Source organism: Priestia sp. GS2 (genome assembly GCF_036409025.1).
Classification (GTDB): domain Bacteria; phylum Bacillota; class Bacilli; order Bacillales; family Bacillaceae_H; genus Priestia; species Priestia aryabhattai_A.
The window spans coordinates 886,289-905,465 of the sequence record NZ_JAZGJX010000001.1; the positions used below are offsets into that span (position 1 = coordinate 886,289).

Annotated in this window: 18 protein-coding genes; 12 read left to right on the forward strand and 6 right to left on the reverse strand. The window is 37.6% G+C overall.

Translation table 11 applies throughout. The annotated features are described in order from the left end of the window. Positions 1 to 22: 22 nt before the first annotated feature. Both V2145_RS04575 and V2145_RS04580 read left to right on the forward strand, forming a co-directional pair. Positions 23 to 1,789 (forward strand): ABC transporter transmembrane domain-containing protein, encoded by a 1,767-nt coding sequence (locus tag V2145_RS04575; protein WP_094912464.1) that lies wholly within the window; start codon positions 23 to 25, stop codon positions 1,787 to 1,789. Further along, positions 1,779 to 3,539, forward strand: coding sequence for an ABC transporter ATP-binding protein (locus tag V2145_RS04580; protein WP_311857081.1), 1,761 nt, complete (start codon positions 1,779 to 1,781; stop codon positions 3,537 to 3,539). The genes V2145_RS04575 and V2145_RS04580 overlap by 11 nt, the downstream gene beginning before the upstream one ends. A 12-nt stretch (positions 3,540 to 3,551) precedes the next feature. Here V2145_RS04580 and V2145_RS04585 read toward each other — a convergent pair whose 3' ends face one another. Further along, a complete protein-coding gene (locus tag V2145_RS04585) occupies positions 3,552 to 3,728 on the reverse strand; it encodes an aspartyl-phosphate phosphatase Spo0E family protein (protein WP_094912461.1) in 177 nt (58 codons plus the stop codon). A 130-nt stretch (positions 3,729 to 3,858) separates the two neighbouring features. Here V2145_RS04585 and V2145_RS04590 point away from each other — a divergent pair, with 130 nt between their 5' ends. From V2145_RS04590 to V2145_RS04600, 3 genes are all read left to right on the forward strand, one after another. After that, complete coding sequence (locus V2145_RS04590; RefSeq protein WP_094912460.1) at positions 3,859 to 4,566, forward strand: cytochrome c biogenesis CcdA family protein; 708 nt, start codon at positions 3,859 to 3,861, stop codon at positions 4,564 to 4,566. A gap of 282 nt (positions 4,567 to 4,848) precedes the next feature. Further along, positions 4,849 to 5,412: a DUF2179 domain-containing protein gene (locus V2145_RS04595; protein ID WP_094912459.1), complete on the forward strand. Its 564-nt coding sequence runs from the start codon at positions 4,849 to 4,851 to the stop codon at positions 5,410 to 5,412. 49 nt (positions 5,413 to 5,461) lie between these two features. After that, positions 5,462 to 5,965 (forward strand): CcdC family protein, encoded by a 504-nt coding sequence (locus tag V2145_RS04600; RefSeq protein WP_179289272.1) that lies wholly within the window; start codon positions 5,462 to 5,464, stop codon positions 5,963 to 5,965. 30 nt (positions 5,966 to 5,995) lie between these two features. On the opposite strand, the gene V2145_RS04605 is transcribed toward V2145_RS04600, so the two are convergent. Then, positions 5,996 to 6,424 carry a DUF2621 domain-containing protein gene (locus V2145_RS04605; RefSeq protein WP_330987359.1) on the reverse strand — a complete coding sequence of 143 codons (429 nt, stop codon included), beginning with the start codon at positions 6,422 to 6,424 and terminating at the stop codon, positions 5,996 to 5,998. A gap of 261 nt (positions 6,425 to 6,685) precedes the next feature. Here V2145_RS04605 and gabT point away from each other — a divergent pair, with 261 nt between their 5' ends. The 4 genes from gabT to V2145_RS04625 all read left to right on the forward strand — a co-directional run bounded on the left by gabT (position 6,686) and on the right by V2145_RS04625 (position 12,396). Further along, positions 6,686 to 8,041, forward strand: coding sequence for a 4-aminobutyrate--2-oxoglutarate transaminase (gabT, locus tag V2145_RS04610; RefSeq protein WP_397428332.1), 1,356 nt, complete (start codon positions 6,686 to 6,688; stop codon positions 8,039 to 8,041). 125 nt (positions 8,042 to 8,166) lie between these two features. Continuing rightward, positions 8,167 to 9,549: a sigma-54 interaction domain-containing protein gene (locus V2145_RS04615; RefSeq protein ID WP_131888130.1), complete on the forward strand. Its 1,383-nt coding sequence runs from the start codon at positions 8,167 to 8,169 to the stop codon at positions 9,547 to 9,549. Beyond that, entirely contained in the window at positions 9,533 to 10,957 is a 1,425-nt protein-coding gene (locus tag V2145_RS04620; protein ID WP_311857085.1) for an APC family permease, read from the forward strand. Before V2145_RS04615 ends, V2145_RS04620 begins: the two co-directional genes overlap by 17 nt. A 14-nt stretch (positions 10,958 to 10,971) precedes the next feature. Then, positions 10,972 to 12,396 carry an NAD-dependent succinate-semialdehyde dehydrogenase gene (locus tag V2145_RS04625; RefSeq protein ID WP_094912452.1) on the forward strand — a complete coding sequence of 475 codons (1,425 nt, stop codon included), beginning with the start codon at positions 10,972 to 10,974 and terminating at the stop codon, positions 12,394 to 12,396. 54 nt (positions 12,397 to 12,450) lie between these two features. Here the strand turns inward: V2145_RS04625 and V2145_RS04630 are convergent, their stop codons facing one another. Both V2145_RS04630 and V2145_RS04635 read right to left on the reverse strand, forming a co-directional pair. Continuing rightward, complete coding sequence (locus V2145_RS04630) at positions 12,451 to 13,905, reverse strand: carbon starvation CstA family protein (RefSeq protein WP_311857087.1); 1,455 nt, start codon at positions 13,903 to 13,905, stop codon at positions 12,451 to 12,453. A gap of 110 nt (positions 13,906 to 14,015) precedes the next feature. After that, positions 14,016 to 14,246 (reverse strand): hypothetical protein, encoded by a 231-nt coding sequence (locus V2145_RS04635; RefSeq protein ID WP_210610122.1) that lies wholly within the window; start codon positions 14,244 to 14,246, stop codon positions 14,016 to 14,018. Positions 14,247 to 14,380: 134 nt separating this feature from the next. On the opposite strand from V2145_RS04635, the gene V2145_RS04640 reads away from it, so the two are divergent. Both V2145_RS04640 and V2145_RS04645 read left to right on the forward strand, forming a co-directional pair. Then, on the forward strand, positions 14,381 to 14,548 hold the full coding sequence (locus tag V2145_RS04640; RefSeq protein ID WP_330987360.1) for a hypothetical protein: 168 nt from the start codon (positions 14,381 to 14,383) through the stop codon (positions 14,546 to 14,548). Between the two features lie 113 nt (positions 14,549 to 14,661). Next, on the forward strand, positions 14,662 to 15,147 hold the full coding sequence (locus V2145_RS04645) for a metal-dependent hydrolase (protein ID WP_094912446.1): 486 nt from the start codon (positions 14,662 to 14,664) through the stop codon (positions 15,145 to 15,147). Positions 15,148 to 15,163: 16 nt separating this feature from the next. On the opposite strand, the gene V2145_RS04650 is transcribed toward V2145_RS04645, so the two are convergent. Next, positions 15,164 to 16,729, reverse strand: a complete 1,566-nt coding sequence (locus tag V2145_RS04650) for a PAS domain-containing sensor histidine kinase (protein WP_330987361.1) — start codon at positions 16,727 to 16,729, stop codon at positions 15,164 to 15,166. Positions 16,730 to 16,850: 121 nt separating this feature from the next. Beyond that, on the reverse strand, positions 16,851 to 18,287 hold the full coding sequence (locus V2145_RS04655; RefSeq protein ID WP_311857493.1) for a cryptochrome/photolyase family protein: 1,437 nt from the start codon (positions 18,285 to 18,287) through the stop codon (positions 16,851 to 16,853). A gap of 160 nt (positions 18,288 to 18,447) precedes the next feature. On the opposite strand from V2145_RS04655, the gene V2145_RS04660 reads away from it, so the two are divergent. Continuing rightward, a complete protein-coding gene (locus V2145_RS04660; protein WP_330987362.1) occupies positions 18,448 to 19,062 on the forward strand; it encodes a hypothetical protein in 615 nt (204 codons plus the stop codon). Positions 19,063 to 19,177: the final 115 nt, after the last annotated feature.

Below are 19,177 nucleotides of genomic sequence, written 5' to 3' on the forward strand. Positions count from 1 at the left end.
AAATAGGGGTAGTGGTGGAGCTGTGAATATATTTCGTGATTTGGGATGGTTTTTTAAGCAAGAAAAGAAAGCATATATTATAGGGATTTTACTTTTGATAGCGGTTGCTTTACTTCAGCTAGTGCCACCTCGTGTTATTGGATGGGCAGTAGATGCTATTGAAAGTAAAAGTTTATCGAAAGAAACCCTTCTCCATATGGTGATCTTTTTAGGAGCAGCTGCTGTCGGTTCATATGGTATGAGGTACATGTGGCGAGTTATGATTTTTGGGGCAGCTGTTAAACTGGCAAGGCAAATGCGTAATAAGCTGTATGAACACTTCACAAAAATGAATCAAACTTTTTATCAAAATAAACGCACTGGTGATTTGATGGCTCATGCAACGAACGATATTCAAGCTATTCAACAAACAGCTGGCATTGGTGTATTAACACTTGCAGATTCTGTTATTACAGGGGGTGTTGTATTAATAACAATGGCTGTAACAATCAGCTGGAAACTAACGATAATTAGCTTATTACCTATGCCCTTAATGGCCTGGTTAACGAGTAAATACGGCACGATGCTACATAAAAGATTTGGAGAAGCTCAAGCGGCTTTTTCCTCTTTAAACGATAAGGTACAAGAAAGTATTACGGGTGTAAAAGTTGTAAAAACGTTCGGAAAAGAAGCATCAGAAGTCAATATGTTTACGAAACAATCAGCTGATGTTGTCGAAAAGAATATGAAAGTAGCGAGAGTTGATGCTTTATTTGACCCTACTATTTCGTTTATTGTGAGCTGGTCTTTTTTATTTGCTCTTATTTTTGGGTCACGAATGGTTGTAAGCAATGAAATTACGCTAGGAGAATTAGTTACATTTACTACGTACCTTGGGCTGTTAGTATGGCCGATGCTGGCGTTTGGTTGGCTTTTCAACATAGTCGAAAGAGGAAGGGCGTCATATGATCGAGTTTTTGCTCTGCTACAAGAAAAAAATGAGATTGTCGAGAGTGACCAACCTATCACAAAAAGCCCCAAAGGAGCGATTGTGGTACAGGTTAATCGCTTTGTATATCCAGGTACAGATGAAGTGGTTCTTAAAGATATCCACTTTGCCTTACAGGAAGGTCAGACGCTTGGAATTGTAGGGAAAACAGGAGCTGGAAAAACAACGTTACTAAAACTGCTTATTCGGGAATTCGATTTGACGGTTGGAGATATTTATTTTGATCAGCATAGCATTAAATCTTATAGCTTTGATTCTTTATATAATAGCATTGGTTACGTCCCGCAGGACCATTTCTTATTTTCAACGACAGTCGGAGAAAATATTGCGTTTTCGAATCTAGATGCTCCTCATTCAGATATAGAGCGAGTGGCACAGTTGGCACATGTTCATGAAGACATCATGTGCTTTACACATGGATATGACACCATTGTAGGAGAAAAAGGTGTTTCTTTATCAGGTGGACAAAAGCAGCGGTTATCAATTGCTCGGGCGCTATTACAGAATCCTCAAATGCTTTTTTTAGACGACTCACTTTCAGCAGTTGATGGGAAAACAGAAGCCCTTATTTTGAAATCTTTAAAGCAGCATCGTCAAAATAAAACAACAGTTATTACTACTCATCGACTTAGTGCAGTTGCGCATGCGGATTTAATTTTGGTCATTGAAGGTGGACAAATTATTCAGCGTGGAAGACATGAAGAACTTTTACAGGCACACGGATGGTATCAAGAAATGTATAAAAGGCAGCAGCTAGAAAAGATTGTAGAAGCTGGAGGCTATAAATATCATGAAAAATAGAGGAGTATTAAAGCGGTTATTAAGATATGCAGTTCCTCATCGCAAAGAATTTGCGCTTGCATTTTGTTTATTGTTGGTAGCCACCACGGCGGATTTGTTAGGTCCCATGCTCATCAAAGTGTTTATTGATACGTATTTAACAGAGCGTTATTTCCCTTTAGAGCCTCTCTTATTATTAGGAGTTGGCTACATGGTGTTGAATATGATTAAGGTAGTTATTCAATACTTTCAACAGCTTAGGTTTCAGAAGATTGCTTTAAACGTTATTCAACAAATAAGGATTGACGTGTTTTCACATGTACATAAGCTTGGGCTTCGGTATTTTGACCGAACACCAACGGGAAGTCTGGTCTCACGAATTACCAATGACACGGAAGCAATTAAAGAAATGTTTGTAGAAGTTATTGCAGTATTTATTCAAAACGGTGTCTTTTTAATTGGTATTTTTGTAGCCATGTTCATTTTAGATGTGAAGCTAGCTCTTTATTGCTTAGCGCTTTTACCATTCATTTTTTTCTTAATGAAAACATATCAGCATTTTAGTGGGATTTATTATACGAGGTTAAGAGAAAAACTCAGTCAGCTCAATGCAAAGATTCACGAATCGTTACAAGGTATGGGAATTGTTCAGATATTCAGGCAGGAAAAGCGTCTAAGGCGTGAGTTTGGAGATATCAATGAATCACATTATCAAGCTGGTGTACGTAATTTAAAGCTGGATGGTCTACTTTTAAGGCCAGCAGTTGACGTGTTGTATGTTCTCGCAATTATTGGTGTACTTAGTTACTTTGGTATATCAGTTTTAGATAGTCCGGTAGAAGTTGGAGTGTTGTATGCTTTTGTAAACTATTTGGAACGTTTTTTTCAGCCAGTTAACGAAATGATGCAGCGCCTTTCAATGTACCAGCAAGCCATGGTCGCTTCAAAGCGAGTATTTGAACTGATGGACGAAGGTGAAAAAGCCCCTTCTTTTATGAAAGACTCACAAACTACAATTAAGCGAGGTATGATAGAATTTAAAGGAGTTACTTTTTCTTACGATGGAAAGACGAACGTATTATCGAACATTTCTTTTTCAATTAAAGAAGGTCAAACCGTTGCGTTAGTGGGACATACAGGTAGTGGGAAAAGTTCCATTATTAATTTGCTTCTAGGTTTTTATACGCCAAAGAAAGGTGAAATTCTAATTGATGGTCAACCTCTTCAAACGTATAGTGAAGAAGAAATTCGAAAAAGCATTGGTCTAGTACTGCAAGATTCATTTATTTTCGCTGACACAGTTAACGCCAATATTTCTCTTCACGACCCTTTAATTTCAGAAGGAGACGTACGAGAAGCGCTGAAATTTGTACAGGCAACACCTTTTATTGAAGGTTTACCTAATAGTTATAATGAAATGCTTGTTGAAAGGGGAGCCACATTGTCAAGCGGTCAGCGTCAGCTCTTATCATTTGCTCGCACAATGGTGCGTCAACCCAAAATACTAGTTCTAGATGAGGCAACAGCACATATTGATACAGAGACAGAAGACGCTATTCAAGCTGTTTTAGGAAAGATGAAGGCCAACCGAACAACGGTGGCAATTGCTCATCGTTTGTCTACTATTCAACATGCAGACGCTATCTTAGTGCTACATAAAGGTGAAATTGTTGAAAGAGGTACTCATATAGAGCTGTTAGAAAAGCAGGGGCTTTATTATAGTATGTATCGGCTCCAGAACAATCAAGAAGAGGCTGTTAGAGAGATATAAAAAAACAACCTCTTAAATAGAAGTTGTCTCGGAGTGCTGTGAAGGAGTGTTATTGTAGATGTTTAGCAGGTGGTCTAATTCTTGACTATGCTTAATAGCAGGAGGAGAATTTAATCCACTAACTCGAACGACCCGAATCAGCTCTTCACGCTTCTTTTCAATCTCTAACAATATATTTTGTTTCAGCAATAGAACTGGTCCCTTCTCAATAAAACTTTTACCTAATTATACAAGATAATGGCACTTTTTGAAAAGGAATAGATAAGTCATTTTGATGACAAATTGGTAACAGATTCTAAACAAATGGAGTGAATTAAAGATGGCTGATGTGAATTTATTTTTAGCATTTGGAGCAGGATTTTTATCGTTTATTTCACCATGCTGTTTACCGTTGTACCCTGCTTTTTTATCGTATATTACAGGTGTCTCAGTAGGCGATCTAAAAGAAGGAAAAAACGTACATCAGCGCAAAGCTCTTTTACATACCACTTTTTTCTTATTAGGCTTTTGTTTAATCTTTATTGCAATTGGTTTTGGTACTTCTTTTATTGGAAATGTATTTGCAAACTATGGAGACTTAATTCGTCAAGTAGGCGCCATACTCATTGTATTTTTAGGGCTTGTAACGATTGGAGTCTTTAAGCCAAAGTTTTTAATGAAAGATCGCAAAGTACAGTTTTCGAACCGCCCTACAGGTCTGTTAGGTTCTTCTCTTATTGGAATGGCGTTTGCTGCAGGATGGACGCCATGTACGGGACCTATTCTTGTATCGGTTATGGCCTTAGCAACTACTAACCCTAGTTCAGCTATGCTTTACATGATTGCTTATTCGCTTGGGTTTTCAATACCATTTTTCATCATGTCATTTTTTATAGGTAAAATGAACTGGATTAAGCGCCATATGAAAACGATGATGATGACTGGTGGATATGCAATGATTGGAATGGGAATCATTTTATATTTTGACTGGATGACTAAGATTATTATTTATACAACGAGCATCTTTGGAGGGTTTACAGGATTCTAGATAGCGAAGTAAGCTACCTGAAACCTAAGATAAAAAATAAAAAGCAGTTATTAAAATCGTTAAAGCCAGTGTGAAAGATCTTATTGTAAAACCTTTGAAGAGTTATCAGTTTAACCTATGCAACATTTGATAAACTAGTAAAAAACAATCGTTCATTGAATTAGAGACGCTTATATTAAGCGTTTTTTTTGTTAATGAAAAATTTATTTTTATGTATTCCTTAACGATATAGAGAGTGATACAATGAAACCGTGAAATTTGTAATTTAAAAGAGGTGTAGAAGTGAAAGAGATTATTTTAATATTGATTTTGCAACTAGTTTATGTACCAATCTTAACGTTGCGAACTATTTTTCTAGTAAAAGGAATGAGTATGTACGCCTCGGCTTTTGGTTTTCTAGAAGCATTAGTATATGTATTTGGTTTATCCCTCGTCTTTTCAGGTGACCAAAGTATTGTAGCTATGATTGTGTATGCTGTAGGGTTTGGTGCTGGGATTATATTAGGTGGATATATCGAGTCACGCTTAGCAATTGGGTATACGACATTTTTAGTGAATTTAATGACAAAAAATGAAGAACTGATTAACCGCCTTCGTCAAGAAGGTTTTGGAGTTACGGTTTATCAAGGTGAAGGAAGAGATAGCGCACGTTATCGTTTAGATATTTTAACAAAAAGAAGTCGTGAAGAAGAGCTATTAGACTTTATTGAAGAATATGAACCGAGAGCATTTATTATTTCATACGAGCCTCGTAAATTTAAAGGTGGCTTCCTATTAAAAGCAATGAAAAAGCAAAAAGCAAAGTCTAAACAAAAAACGAAAAACGATCCTTCGCATTTAAAATAAGACAAGATTTCACATTCTTTTGCAGTTGTTTTATAATAGGAAATATATTATGAGTAAAGAAGGGGTTACTTTGATTTATGCGTCCACGATTTTTGCTGTTTTAATGGGTTCATTCATTATTTTTATGAGGATGAAAGCATCTGAAAAGCCGGTAAATGCTAAGAAAATCATTTTACCACCTTTTTTTATGAGCACGGGAGCATTGATGTTTATTTTTCCAGTTTTTCGAGTAACTGGAGCTGAATTTTTAGAGGCCTTGATAGTCGGTCTGTTCTTTTCATTATTTCTAATAAAAACATCAAAGTTTGAAGTACGTGATGATGATATTTACTTAAAACAGTCAAAGGCGTTTATTTTTGTGATTATTGCATTGTTACTCATTCGCGTTGTCATGAAACTATATTTAAGCTCAACAATTGATGTAGGCGCTCTTGGGGGAATGTTCTGGATATTAGCATTCGGTATGATTGTACCATGGCGCATTGCAATGTATCGCTCGTATAAAAAACTTGAGCAACAGCTACAGCATAACTTGATGAATAAAATGATTTAAAAAGGTGTCCATAAGGGACACCTTTTTTGGTTATTCAAATAAATGTTGGTACGGAGCGTGATCGATACGTTGAGCTTTTAATGTTTTTAACAAAAACTTATGATCTCGTTTTGGAGTTGCCGTAATGTATCCTCGAATAATTAAATCTTCCGTAATACTTGCAGCTTGTTCTTGAAGTGCAAGTTCACCGATTTTGCCGGCAATTTTTTGCCTAGCTACGTCGCGAAATAGCTCAGGAACAGGTTGTACAAGCGTCTCCAATAATTGTCTTTGTTCATTAGACCACAAATGAATCGTTTGCTCTAAGTAATAGTCTTGCCAATCAAGAATTGACTTTCCATCTTCCTTTGGTAACCGCTTTAAAAATTTTCGAAACATAAAAAAGCCACCGATTGCAAACAAGCTAACTAATATGACAACCCATAGTATAATGAACCACAAAAACCATCCCTCAAGCATTTTATCCCTCCTATGTATTGTATGCTCTTAGCAATATATAGCTTTTATCTTTATTATAGCGAGGAGTGGATAAACGTGGCAACAGCTAGTTTAGAAGAATAAAAGCTTCACGTGAGTCGAAAACGACTTAATTAAGTCGTTATTGACTTATAAAGAAAGAGAAAATTGTTCAGAAATGTCGAAAAAATTAAACTTTTAGAGTTGGCACGCTTCTTGCATATTAAAAACGTGAGGAAATCAACTAGTGAAAGGAAGATTATAATGAGCAGACAATTCAGTCAGGTAGATAAAAACTTTCCGGGTGAAAACGCAAAACAACTATTAGAGCGTAGACATAAAGCTGTGCCAAAAGGTGTGAGCTATGGTATTCCAACATTTGCTGAAAGAGCAGAAGGTGCGTTAGTAACAGATGTTGACGGCAACACGTTTATCGATTTTGTTGGTGCTATCGGAACAATTAATGTCGGTCATGGACATCCAAAAGTAAAAGAAGCGCTCCATAAGCAAGTCGATCGATTTATCCATACAGGTTTTAATGTAGTGATGTATGAATCGTACGTAGCATTGTGTGAACGATTAGCAGCTATTGCACCAGGGAACTTTGACAAAAAGGTATTATTATTAAACAGCGGTGCTGAAGCAGTGGAAAATGCTGTAAAAATTGCTCGTAAATATACAAAACGTCAAGGCATCATTTCGTTTACTCGTGGTTTCCATGGACGTACACTAATGACAATGACGATGACAAGTAAGGTGAAACCTTATAAATTCGAGTTTGGACCATTCGCTCCAGAGGTATATAAAGCTCCTTATCCTTATCCATATCGTAGACCAGAAGGGTTGACTGAAGAAGCTTATGAGGACTACATCATTTCAGAGTTTAAAAACTTTTTGAATAATGAAGTAGCACCTGAAACAGTAGCAGCAGTAGTCATGGAACCGATTCAAGGAGAAGGTGGTTTCATCGTTCCTGGAAAACGCTTTGTTCAGGAAGTATATAATGTATGTAAAGAAAATGGAATTTTATTTGTTTCAGATGAAATTCAAGCCGGTTTTGCACGAACAGGTCGTTATTTTGGAATTGAACACTTTGATGTCGAACCGGATTTGATCACAGTATCAAAATCACTAGGTGCCGGCGTACCAATTAGTGGTGTCATTGGCAGAGCTGAAATTATGGACGAGTCTAATCCTGGAGAACTTGGTGGAACGTATAGCGGAAGTCCTTTAGGGTGTGAAGCAGCATTAGCTGTACTAGATATTATTGAAGAAGAAGGGTTAAATGAGCGCAGTGAGGTCCTTGGTAAGGCTGTTCGCGAACGTTTTGAAAAGCTGAGTGAAACGTATGATGTCATTGGAGATATTCGAGGTCTTGGCTCGATGTGTGCCGTAGAATTAGTAAAAGATCGCGTTAAAAAAGAGCCAAATAAAGAATTAACACAAAAAATTGTGCAAGAAGCAAATAAGAGAGGGTTATTGTTGCTGAGTGCAGGGGTCTATGGCAATGTGCTTCGTTTCTTAATGCCGATTGTCATCACAGATGAACAGCTTGAAGAAGGGCTGCAAATTGTGGAAGAATCGTTGGTAGCAAGTGTACAACAACTTGTCAATGCGTAAACAAAAATGATGAGACAAGGGTCACTTCCTTGTCCTTTGTCTCTTAATAGAAGTATCATTTTCGTTACCAAACTTTTCTGATAAAATAAATGAATACTATTTTTGATGAAAAGGTGATTTAGTTAATGAGCAACAGCGAGAATATGTCTTATATGAATCAAGAACTTTACGATATCTTTGAGTCATCCTTTGATGAAGTGTTTGTTACGGATGCGCAAGGCCATGTCGTGATGGTAAATTCACAGTGTGAAAAAAATTACCATCTGAAAGCGGAAGAGTTTATTGGAAAGCACGTAAAGGAACTTCAAGAAATGGGGATTTTTTATCCCTCAGCAACGCTGCAGGTCATTGAATCCCACACATCGCTAGAGCTTGTACAAAAAACAAGTTCAGGTAGGTATTTGCATGTTCGGACTCGTCCCGTTTTTGATGAAAGTAAGCAATTGAAAAGCGTCATTAGCTATTCCCGTGATTTAACGGATTTAATGCAGTTGAAAAATAAAGTAGAACAGATGGAAGAGCAGCTAGAGAGTTATCAAAAAGAGATGTCCGATTCTATAGAGCTAGAGGGCATTGTAACCAACAGCAAAGCAATGAAGAAAGTATTTGCTATTGTTCAACGAATTGCTTCTGTTCATACAACCGTTCTCTTACTTGGAGAAACAGGTGTTGGAAAGAGTAGGGTAGCAAAATTAATTCAGCAGCTAAGCGTTAGAAAGAATGCTCCTTACTATGAAATTAACTGTGCAGCTTTACCAGATCAGTTAATTGAATCGGAACTGTTCGGCTATCAAGGTGGTACATTTACAGGCGCGTTCCGTGAAGGAAAAAAAGGTATTATCGAGCTATCAAACGGAGGAACCTTGTTTTTAGATGAAGTTGGTGAGCTATCGTTACAAGCACAAAGCAAATTGCTTCATGTGCTTCAAGACCGCACCATTCGGCCTGTCGGTTCAAGTAAAACAATTCCGGTAGATGTACGCATTATTGCTGCAACCAATCAAGAGTTGGAGGCGATGGTGGACAAAGGTTTATTTCGAAGAGACTTATATTATCGTTTGAATGTAGTCCCCATCACAATTCCTCCTTTACGTGAACGGGCAGAAGATATTTTACCGCTGGTCTATCAGTTTTTAAATCATTTTAATGCAGTGTATGACCGCAAAGTGGAGCTTTCACCAAAAGCATTAGATGCGTTTAGTAGACAGGAGTGGAAGGGGAATGTGCGAGAAGTTGAGAATATGATTGAGCGTCTTGTCGTTACAAGTGATAACGTAGTAACGCTAAAAGATTTACCATTCCAACAGGACTTTTCAGTTCATAAAAACAATCGTACATTGCCAGAAGTCGTAGAAGAAATAGAGAGAAAAATGGTGGTCGAAGCTTATGAAAAGTACGAATCTTCTTACAAAGTTGCGGAACAATTAGGGATTAGTCAATCACAAGCGAATCGAAAAATAAGGAAGTATCTAGAGGGGATGGATGAAGGAGATGAGCAAGCAACCTAAGCAATTGGATAAGGTATTATCGAAATTTGATGTATTATGTTTAGCTATTGGAGCCATGTTAGGCTGGGGTTGGGTTGTACTATCAGGTACTTGGCTAAATTCGGCTGGATCATTAGGAACATTAATTGCTTTTTTAGTGGGAGGACTACTTGTTATTTTTGTAGGACTTACCTATGCTGAATTAGCATCAGCCATGCCAAAAGTAGGCGGAGAGCATGTATTTGTAAAAAGAGGTCTTGGAAAAAAGGCATCGTTTATAGGTTCATGGGCAATCGTTTTAGGGTATGTATCTGTAGTAACGTTTGAAGCAGTTGCGCTTCCCACTGTCCTAGACTATTTAATTCCAAACTATCAAACGGGGTATTTATGGACAATTAATGGCTGGGATGTTTACCTAACGTGGGTATTGGTTGGAAGTGTAGGAGCCGTTATCTTAACAGCCATCAACTATTTCGGTCTCAAAACAGCAGCCTTTTTACAAGTTGTACTAACAGTTGCCATTGTGGGGATTGGTATTCTTTTAATTTTTGGCTCAGGGATTAATGGAGATACAAAGAATTTGGAACCATTATTTATTGGTGGAGCAGGTGGCATTATGACCGTACTCGTCATGGTCCCTTTCTTATTCGTTGGTTTTGACGTTATTCCTCAAGTAGCAGAAGAAGCTAATTTACCAGCAAGAGAAATTGGTAAGATTTTAATTATTTCTGTAAGTGCTGCAATTGTATTTTATATGTTAATTGCTTTAGGTGTAGGCATGTCACTAAATAAGGGTGCTTTAGAAATTTCGCAGTTAGCAACAGCTGATGCGATGGCTGCAGCGTTTAATTCACCATTATTCGGGAAAATTCTAATTATTGGTGGTATTGCAGGAATTGTGACAAGCTGGAACGCATTCATTATCGGAGGAAGCCGTGTTATTTATGCGATGGCACAAGATGGAATGTTACCATCTTGGTTTGGTCGCCTTCATCCTAAATATAATACTCCTTCCAATGCGGTTATTTTCTTAGGGGCATTAGCAGTGTTTGCTCCACTATTAGGTAGACCTGCACTTGTATGGATTGTAGATGCAGGTGGATTGGGGATCGTTATAGCTTACTTAATGGTTGCATTATCGTTTGTAGCTTTACGTAAAAAAGAACCACAGATGAATCGTCCATTTAAAGCTGGAAAAACAACTTTTGTCGGTTGGTTAGGTGTCATCTTTAGCATTGGATTTATTGCATTATATATGCCTGGCATGCCTGCTGCTCTTATTTGGCCATATGAGTGGGTTATGGTATTAGGATGGACGCTTATCGGAGCATATTTCTTTATTAAGATGAACAAAGGGGTTTATCATAGCAATGACGAAGAAATACAAGTAAACGATACTGACAGCTCGGTTGACGCGAAAATTAATTAAAGGAGTGATCATTCATGAAGCAAGCAAGTTTATATATTAACGGTGAGTGGGTAAAAACGTCTGAAACGTTTGACGTTGTAAATCCATCTACAAATGAAGTCGTAGCTTCAGTTGCTAAAGGTGGAGCTAAAGAAGCAAAATTAGCAGCGGATGCAGCATACGAAGCGTTTGTAGAATGGTCTAAGAAAACAGCAGAAGAACGTGGGAAATTATTAATGAAGTGGCATCAGCTAATCGAGAAGTATACGGACGAGCTGGCTGAAACAATGACAATTGAGCAGGGAAAACCACTAAAAGAAGCAAAAGGTGAAATCGGCTATGCGAATGGATTTGTATCGTGGTATGCAGAGGAAGGTAAGCGAATATACGGTGAAACAATTCCAGCATCAGCTCCTAACAAACGCTTATTTGTTCATAAACAACCAGTTGGTGTAATCGCGGCTATTACACCTTGGAACTTTCCAGCTGCAATGATTACACGTAAAATTGCGCCTGCTTTGGCAGCGGGTTGTACGGCTGTTATTAAGCCGGCTGAACAAACCCCTTTAACTGCATTGCGCTTAGCTGAACTAGCAGCGGAAGCAGGTATTCCGAAAGGCGTAATTAACGTCGTTGCCGGAGATGCGAAATCAATTGGTGAAGCTTGGATGGAAGATGGTCGTGTTCGTAAACTGTCATTTACAGGTTCAACGGCTGTTGGGAAGCTATTGATGAAAGGTGCAGCAGATACAATGAAAAAAGTATCACTTGAGCTTGGGGGACATGCACCGTTTATCATAACAGAAAGTGCAGATTTAGATAAAGCAGTAACAAATGCCATCGCATCTAAGTTTCGCAATGCTGGTCAAACGTGCGTATGTACGAATCGTATTTATGTGCACGAAACGGTCGCAGAGGAATTTACAAAGCAGTTTGCACAAGCAGTCTCCCAACTAAAGATTGGTGATGGCTTAGAGGAAGGAACAGATATTGGGCCGCTAATTGACGAAAAAGCGTTAGAAAAAGTTCAGAAGCAGTTAAATGATGCAGTAGAAAAAGGTGGCGATGTTGTCACTGGTGGATCTGTTTTAACAAAAGGAAGCGGCTTATTTGTAGAACCAACGGTTGTCAAAGGCGCTACAGATGAAATGCTTTGTATGTATGAAGAAACATTTGGACCGATTGCTCCAATTGCTACTTATCGAGATGAAGCAGAAGTAATTCGTCGTGCGAACAATTCGCCATTCGGTTTAGCAGCTTACGTATTTACTGAAAATATTTCAGAGGCAATCCGTATTGCAGAAGCACTTGAATATGGAATTGTCGGTTTAAATGACGGTCTTCCATCAACACCGCAAGCTCCGTTTGGTGGTTTTAAAGAAAGTGGACTTGGTCGAGAAGGAAGTCACTTTGGAATTGAAGAATACTTGGAAGTAAAATACATCTCACTAGGACTGTAATTCAATAAATAACAAAGAGCTAGCTCCCTAATTTTATGGGAGCTAGCTCTTTTGTTACCCTGCTGCTTGGTTTGGTGATTTTGGATGCGTGTAGTCAATTTCCAAGCCGTTTGCGATATTTTGTTTTGCTTTTTTAAAGAATAAGAATAAAAAGATTATGCTTACCGCAAATGCGATTATATAAGATATGTCTATCGATAAATTAAAGCCGATTGGTGCATTCATAATGTAAGTTGTCGTTGCCATCGTCATAAATAACGCTGGAACCGTTGAAATCCAATGGTTAGCTCCTTTTACAATGAGATACATCGATGCGATCCATAGGGCAATAACTGCTGTTGACTGGTTAGCCCATGAGAAGTAGCGCCATAGCAGTGTAAAATCAATTTTAGTTAAGATAAATGCAATAACAAACAATGGTGCAGCAATGATTAAACGATTTGGTAATTTAATTTGAGAAAAATTCAGGTAATCTGCGATAATCATACGAGCGGAACGAAAAGCCGTATCACCTGATGTAATAGGTAAAATGATGACGCCAATAATGGCAAGCGTACCTCCGATTGCACCAAGCATTAATGTCGATACTTCAGATACAATGGCTGCTGGACCACCACTGCTAATAATACTATTTAAATCACGACCATCAAATAAACTCATAGCTGCCGCAGCCCAAATCATTGCAATTGCAGCTTCTGCAATCATCATGCCATAGAAAATTTTACGCCCTGATTTTTCATTTTGCAATGTGCGTGAAATAATAGGTGATTGCGTGGCGTGAAAACCTGATAATGCACCACAAGAAATCGTTAAAAATAAGAGTGGGAAAATTGGAATATTGTCAGGGTGCATGTTTGTAAATGAAAGCTCTGGAATAGGTGCTCCAGTTATAACAAGCATAGCTCCTACACCAACTGCACTGATAATTAGAAATGCACCAAAGATTGGATAAATGCGTCCAATAATTTTATCAATTGGTAAAATTGTAGAAAGAATATAGTAAGCAAAGATAGCAAAGATGATGATAGTCAGTGGAATGGTTCCATTCGCTAAGTCATTAATTAATGCAGCTGGTGATGTAATAAATACAGTTCCGACTAAAACGAGTAGCAAAATAGAGAAACCGTTTACAATATGCTTTGAAAAAGCTCCTAAAAATTTTCCAGCTAATTCAGGAATATGAGCACCACGGTTTCGAATGGAAATCATGCCGGTTAAATAATCATGTACAGCACCTGCAAAAATTGCTCCAATTACAATCCAAACAAATGCTACGGGACCATAAAGTGCTCCCATAATAGGTCCAAAAATGGGACCAACACCGGCAATGTTTAGTAGTTGAATTAACGAATTTTTCTTATTGTTCATCGGTACGTAGTCAATGCCATCTTTCATTGCATAGGCAGGAGTTGGTCGAGAATCTTTAACTCCGAATACGCGTTCAACTACTTTTCCATAAGTTAAGTACCCGATGAGTAATAGCACAAATGAAAGTAAAAATGTAATCATCGTATCAGTCCTTTACTAAGTTTTATGAAAACGGTTTCTTAAACTTAGTATACTAGAAAGCTAGCAAAAGAAAAAGGACCTTTTAGTCAAATTTAGTAAAAAGCCAGATCCTAAGAAAGGTTATCCTGAACGTAATATTTGTAGTCTAAAAACAAAAAGCAAAACTCTTCAAAGGAAAAAGTATTAAATGTTTCACAAGAGTAAGTGTCTAAAAAATCTTCAATCATATTGCGGGAGATGGATTGAAATAATCCCATTGTTTGAAACGAATGATGAAACTTATGATATAAAGGTTGTAATCCATAGTAGTCAAAGACATCTTCTAATTGTTCTGTATGCATTTTTCGCTCTCCTTTTTAAGTAGTATGTTCATGATGAGTGAGAAAAATAAAGGGAGTTTTCGTATAAAGGCTAGATTTTCTATTTCGAAGAAGCTATGCTAAAAAGATACACTGGTGATAAAGGAGAAAAGAACATGTTTATGTACGTCACAATATTAGGATTTTTAGCTTTTGCACTGTATGCTTGCACATTTGTGTACGCCATTATGAATAAAAATGGACAAGCAAAGCAAAATGGAAAGCGTGCCTTAATTGGCTTTTTAATAATGGCTGTAGGTTTAATCGGTATGCAAGTGTCATAGTTTGAGATTTCTTTGACAATTTTGCTACCTTCACTTATAGTTAACCATGAGCGAACGTATGTATCTGTTTTTGGTTTTCGTTCATAAACTGAATAAGAAAGAAGGTGGCATATTTGAGATACCATACACATATTGCAACATCGATTGCTGCCGGTGCAGGAGTAGCGATTCAAACAGATGTCTCTTTTACTTTTCCGTACGTAGTAGGGATTGCTATTGGCTCATTGCTCCCCGATATTGATGAGCCTAACTCGTACGTTGGGCGAAGATCGTTTGGGCTTGCAAAAGTAATAAAAGGTATTTTTGGGCATCGTGGAATTACACATTCACTTCTTGTTTGTGGCCTTATTTTTTATTTATATCAGCTATATCCATATGAATGGCTGTTTGGTATAGCTTGTGGCTATATCTTTCATGTAATAGGAGACTTCTTTTCCAAAAGAGGTGTGCCTTTATTTTGGCCAATTGTACGAAAGAAAATAAAATCGCCTCTTACATACGAAACAGGAAAACCTTCAGAACAGCTTATCTTTTACATAGCAATAGGTCTTATCATTTATTTCTTGTATAAATATAGCTTATATTCTCAGCTGTTTTAATGTTAAAAACCCCGACTTAAGTAGTCGGGGTTTTTAACATTAAAATGGAATTAGTGTCAACATGTGCAATCGGTAACATAACGTCAATCGTTGTACCTTCTTGAAGTATACTTTTTACGCTAAGCGTACCTTTATGTTCATGTATGACCTTATTGCAAATAGTCAAGCCTAATCCGACACCACGCTCTTTTGTTGTATAAAAAGGTTGACCAATTTTTTTTATTCGATCAGCATCCATGCCACAACCATTGTCAGTGATTTGAATAGTAACGTGTTGTTCATTTATCTTTTTGAAAGCGACTGTAATTTGTCCCCCTAGAGGCATCGCATCTATTGCATTTTGAATGACATGTATAAATACTTGCTTTATTTGGTGTGGTTGTCCATAAATGACAAAGTTATCATAGGTAGTATCGTATTCATAAACTACTGAAATTCCTTGATGTATACATGCTTGAGAGAAACGTTTTGTCACATCTTGTAATAAAGCAAGTAAATCAATATGCTCATAAGGCTGAACTTCTTGCTTGGCTAAACTCATAAATTCATTTACAATTTGTTCAATTTGATCAATTTCATTTTGCATCATGCGACGATAAGCAATATCTTGAGCACTTTGATATTCTTCACTAAACAGTTGTAAGAAACCTTTAATTGTAGTTAAAGGATTCCTAATTTCATGAGCAATACTTGCAGCTAATTCCCCAATTGCTGATAATTTTTCAGCATTTCTCATCATTTCTTCAAGTTTTCGCTGTTCTGTTATATCACGAGAGACGAACACAAAACCTTCAACTTTTCCATCATTAACAATAGGTACGCCTTTTCCTTCAAGTAAGATTGAAGTACCATCAGCACGTAGTTTTCGATAATGAAAAGTACTTGCTGTTTTTGTTACCATCATGTTTTCTATTCCAGTTGCCACTTTTTCATGATCATCTTCGTGTACATGAAGAAGTGCATCCTTTCCGATTAAGGAACAAGGCAAAAGGCCGAGTGTGTACTGGTAAGAAGGGGAAGCATATTCATAGCAGCCATCAGTTCCAACCACACAAATTAAATCATGGGTGTGTGAGAGAATTAAGCGATGGCGGATTTCGCTTTGCTTTAAATGCTCTTCCGCTTCTTTACGAGCCTGAATATCACGAGCAGTAATAACAACATAGCTAACCTTGTCATCTTTTACAGACGGAGTTCCTCGACCCTCAACCCAAATATAAGAACCGTCATCTTTTAGCAAACGATATTCTGCACTCATTTCAACTTTCAATGAAAACACTTGATGTAATTTATGTCGTATCTGATCGATATCATCAGGGTGTATTACATTAAAGTTTAAAGATTGTCCTTCTTCTGTTGGTAAATAACCTAATACGGATAAATGAGAAGGGGAGTTATAAATTAAATGCCCATGCTGGTCCACAACGGTGATTAAATCTCGCATATTATCTGTAATGATTCGATCTTTTAGCTGATGAAAAGATAAAGCTTGGTTTTCGTTAAATTGATATTTTACAGGTGTACCACACATTCTGCAAAAATTATATTCTTCTTGATAACCGCAAGATGAACAAACAGGCATCGAATCACTCCAATCTTCCGTAAGGTGAAATATAGGCTCTATATTATATTATACCTCATTCTAAACAGTTCTTGGTAGAAAGAAAACCCAAAAGTGAGGCTCTTTCGATAGATACAAAGTCTCATTTTTGGGTTTCTTCTTTTAAAGAGTGATAATGATGTAAAGCTCTTTCACGTGCAAATTTATGGTCAATAATAGGAAGTGGATAATCTTCTCCTAATTTTAAATTAATCTCTTGAAGCACACTTTCTGGTGTTTTCCAAGGCTCATGAATATATTTAGTTGGTACGTTTTTTAACTCAGGAAGCCATTTCTTTATATAAGTGCCATTCGAATCGAATTTCTCAGATTGGGTGATAGGGTTGAAAATTCGGAAATAAGGGGCAGCATCGGCTCCTGAACCAGCTACCCACTGCCATCCCAATGTATTATTAGCCAAGTCCGCGTCTACAAGTGTATCCCAAAACCACTCCGCACCGTAATGCCAGTGAATTAATAAATGCTTCACTAAAAAAGAAGCAACGACCATACGAACTCGATTGTGCATAAATCCTGTTTTCCACAGCTGTCTCATTCCTGCATCTACAAGTGGATAGCCCGTTTGGCCATGTTGCCAATTGCGTAAGCTTGCCACATCATTTTTCCAGTTGAAATTCATGAATTTCTCATTGAGAGGCTCTGTAATAGTGGATGGAAAGTGAAACAACAAATGATAAGCAAAATCACGCCATGCTAGCTGTCGAATAAACGTTTCAGCTTGATGAGTAAAGGTTGGATGCATTACTTTTTCTATCTTAGACAACAAGTAATGATAAAGAACTCTTACTGACAGCTGACCAAATGCTAAGTAAGGTGAAAGCTTGGAATGAATTTCTTTAGATGGAAAGTCTCTTCCTTCCTCATAATACTTAAGGTTGTGTTTTAAAAATTGACGAAAAACGCTAATTCCACCTTTTTCAGTAGGTGTCCATGTATCGTTAATTGTTGTTGCCCATGGAATAGTTGGTAAGAGATTTAATTCGGCTATTTCCCAAGAATTAATTGAAAATGGAATTGCTTTTACTTTTGTTATTTTTGGAACAGCTGCAGGTATATGAGATTTTCGCAAAACTTTATAAAAAGCGGTAAAAACTTTGTATGGTTCACCATTTGCTTTTCTTATCGAAGAAGGCTCCTGTAATAAAAAACCTTCAAATTGACGATCTGCAATCCCATACTTATCACAGAGGGAAATTAAAAGCTGCTCTTGCCGCCTTAATTCTGGTTCATAGCTAGTATTCCAATAAATGGCGATAGGTTTTATTTCTTTTATGAGGGATTCGATTGTTTCTAATCGAGCGCCCTTTCGAATAACTAAAGAACCTCCACATTCTTGAATAGATTGTTTAAAGTCTTCTAAAGCATGATGTAACCACCACTTTGATGCACTCCCTATAGAATCCTCTTCATCGTAAATAAAAACAGGAATGGCTAGGCCATCTTTACAAGCGTGATATAGAGCTGGATTATCTACGAGGCGAAAATCTCTTCGAAGTAAGACAATGATTGGATTAGCCATCATAAACGTCCTTTCTTTCAATAGTTTGCTATCTAGTATAAACATAAACAAGTCGATTGCCCAAGTTTTAATATGTTGCCCATTTTTAATAGGACGAAATTCAAACGCAAAGACAGGTGAATATGTTAAAACGGTAATAGTAACGGAAGGAGCCCTATAAATGAAACATGTATATGGAAGTTTACCAACTCCAATGCACGATCTTCGAATGAATCAAACGATGCAGGGAATGCCAATGCAGGGAATGCCAATGCAGGGAATGCCAATGCAGGGAATGCCAATGCAGGGAATGCCGATGCAGGGAATGCCAATGCAGGGAATGCCGATGCAGGAAATGCCGATGCAAGGAATGCCGATGCAGGAAATGCCAATGCAGGGAATGCCAATGCAGGGAATGCCGATGCAGGGAATGCCGATGCAGGGAATGCCGATGCAGGGAATGCCAATGCAGGAAATGCCAATGCAGGGAATGCCAATGCAGGGAATGCCAATGCAGGGAATGCCAATGCAGGGAATGCCGATGCAGGGAATGCCAATGCAGGGAATGCCAATGCAAGGAATGCCAATGCCAGAAATGCCACCAATGCATGGGATGTCAATGTCAGGAGGAGCAGACTGTGGGTGTGGGCAAAAGCCTAACAATTTCATGCCTGCAATGAATCAAGGTATGAATGCACCACTTGTACAAGGTGAAAACGTACAGATGCCTTCTAAGTCCATGATGCCTATGAATCCAATGCACAATGCGAATAAGCGAAGTGCTGGATACTTCTAATAAAAATGGTTAAAAAGCTAGAATTCTAAAGTTATAGAGTATAATTGTTGCATTTTTATAATAAAAACGTCATGAGAAATAGCCGGGTTTTTAGCGGTTATACTTGGCGTTTTTT

Bases quoted from the DNA above. Each gene is read 5' to 3' on its own strand.
- V2145_RS04625 (WP_094912452.1), top strand. From the start codon at position 10,972: ATGAAGCAAGCAAGTTTATATATTAACGGTGAGTGGGTAAAAACGTCT.
- V2145_RS04620 (WP_311857085.1), top strand. From the start codon at position 9,533: ATGAGCAAGCAACCTAAGCAATTGGATAAGGTATTATCGAAATTTGAT.
- V2145_RS04635 (WP_210610122.1), bottom strand. From the start codon at position 14,246: ATGCATACAGAACAATTAGAAGATGTCTTTGACTACTATGGATTACAA.
- gabT (WP_397428332.1), top strand. From the start codon at position 6,686: ATGAGCAGACAATTCAGTCAGGTAGATAAAAACTTTCCGGGTGAAAAC.
- V2145_RS04650 (WP_330987361.1), bottom strand. From the start codon at position 16,729: ATGCCTGTTTGTTCATCTTGCGGTTATCAAGAAGAATATAATTTTTGC.
- V2145_RS04590 (WP_094912460.1), top strand. From the start codon at position 3,859: ATGGCTGATGTGAATTTATTTTTAGCATTTGGAGCAGGATTTTTATCG.
- V2145_RS04660 (WP_330987362.1), top strand. From the start codon at position 18,448: ATGAAACATGTATATGGAAGTTTACCAACTCCAATGCACGATCTTCGA.
- V2145_RS04640 (WP_330987360.1), top strand. From the start codon at position 14,381: ATGTTTATGTACGTCACAATATTAGGATTTTTAGCTTTTGCACTGTAT.
- V2145_RS04605 (WP_330987359.1), bottom strand. From the start codon at position 6,424: ATGCTTGAGGGATGGTTTTTGTGGTTCATTATACTATGGGTTGTCATA.
- V2145_RS04655 (WP_311857493.1), bottom strand. From the start codon at position 18,287: ATGGCTAATCCAATCATTGTCTTACTTCGAAGAGATTTTCGCCTCGTA.
- V2145_RS04615 (WP_131888130.1), top strand. From the start codon at position 8,167: ATGAGCAACAGCGAGAATATGTCTTATATGAATCAAGAACTTTACGAT.
- V2145_RS04600 (WP_179289272.1), top strand. From the start codon at position 5,462: ATGAGTAAAGAAGGGGTTACTTTGATTTATGCGTCCACGATTTTTGCT.
- V2145_RS04630 (WP_311857087.1), bottom strand. From the start codon at position 13,905: ATGATTACATTTTTACTTTCATTTGTGCTATTACTCATCGGGTACTTA.
- V2145_RS04580 (WP_311857081.1), top strand. From the start codon at position 1,779: ATGAAAAATAGAGGAGTATTAAAGCGGTTATTAAGATATGCAGTTCCT.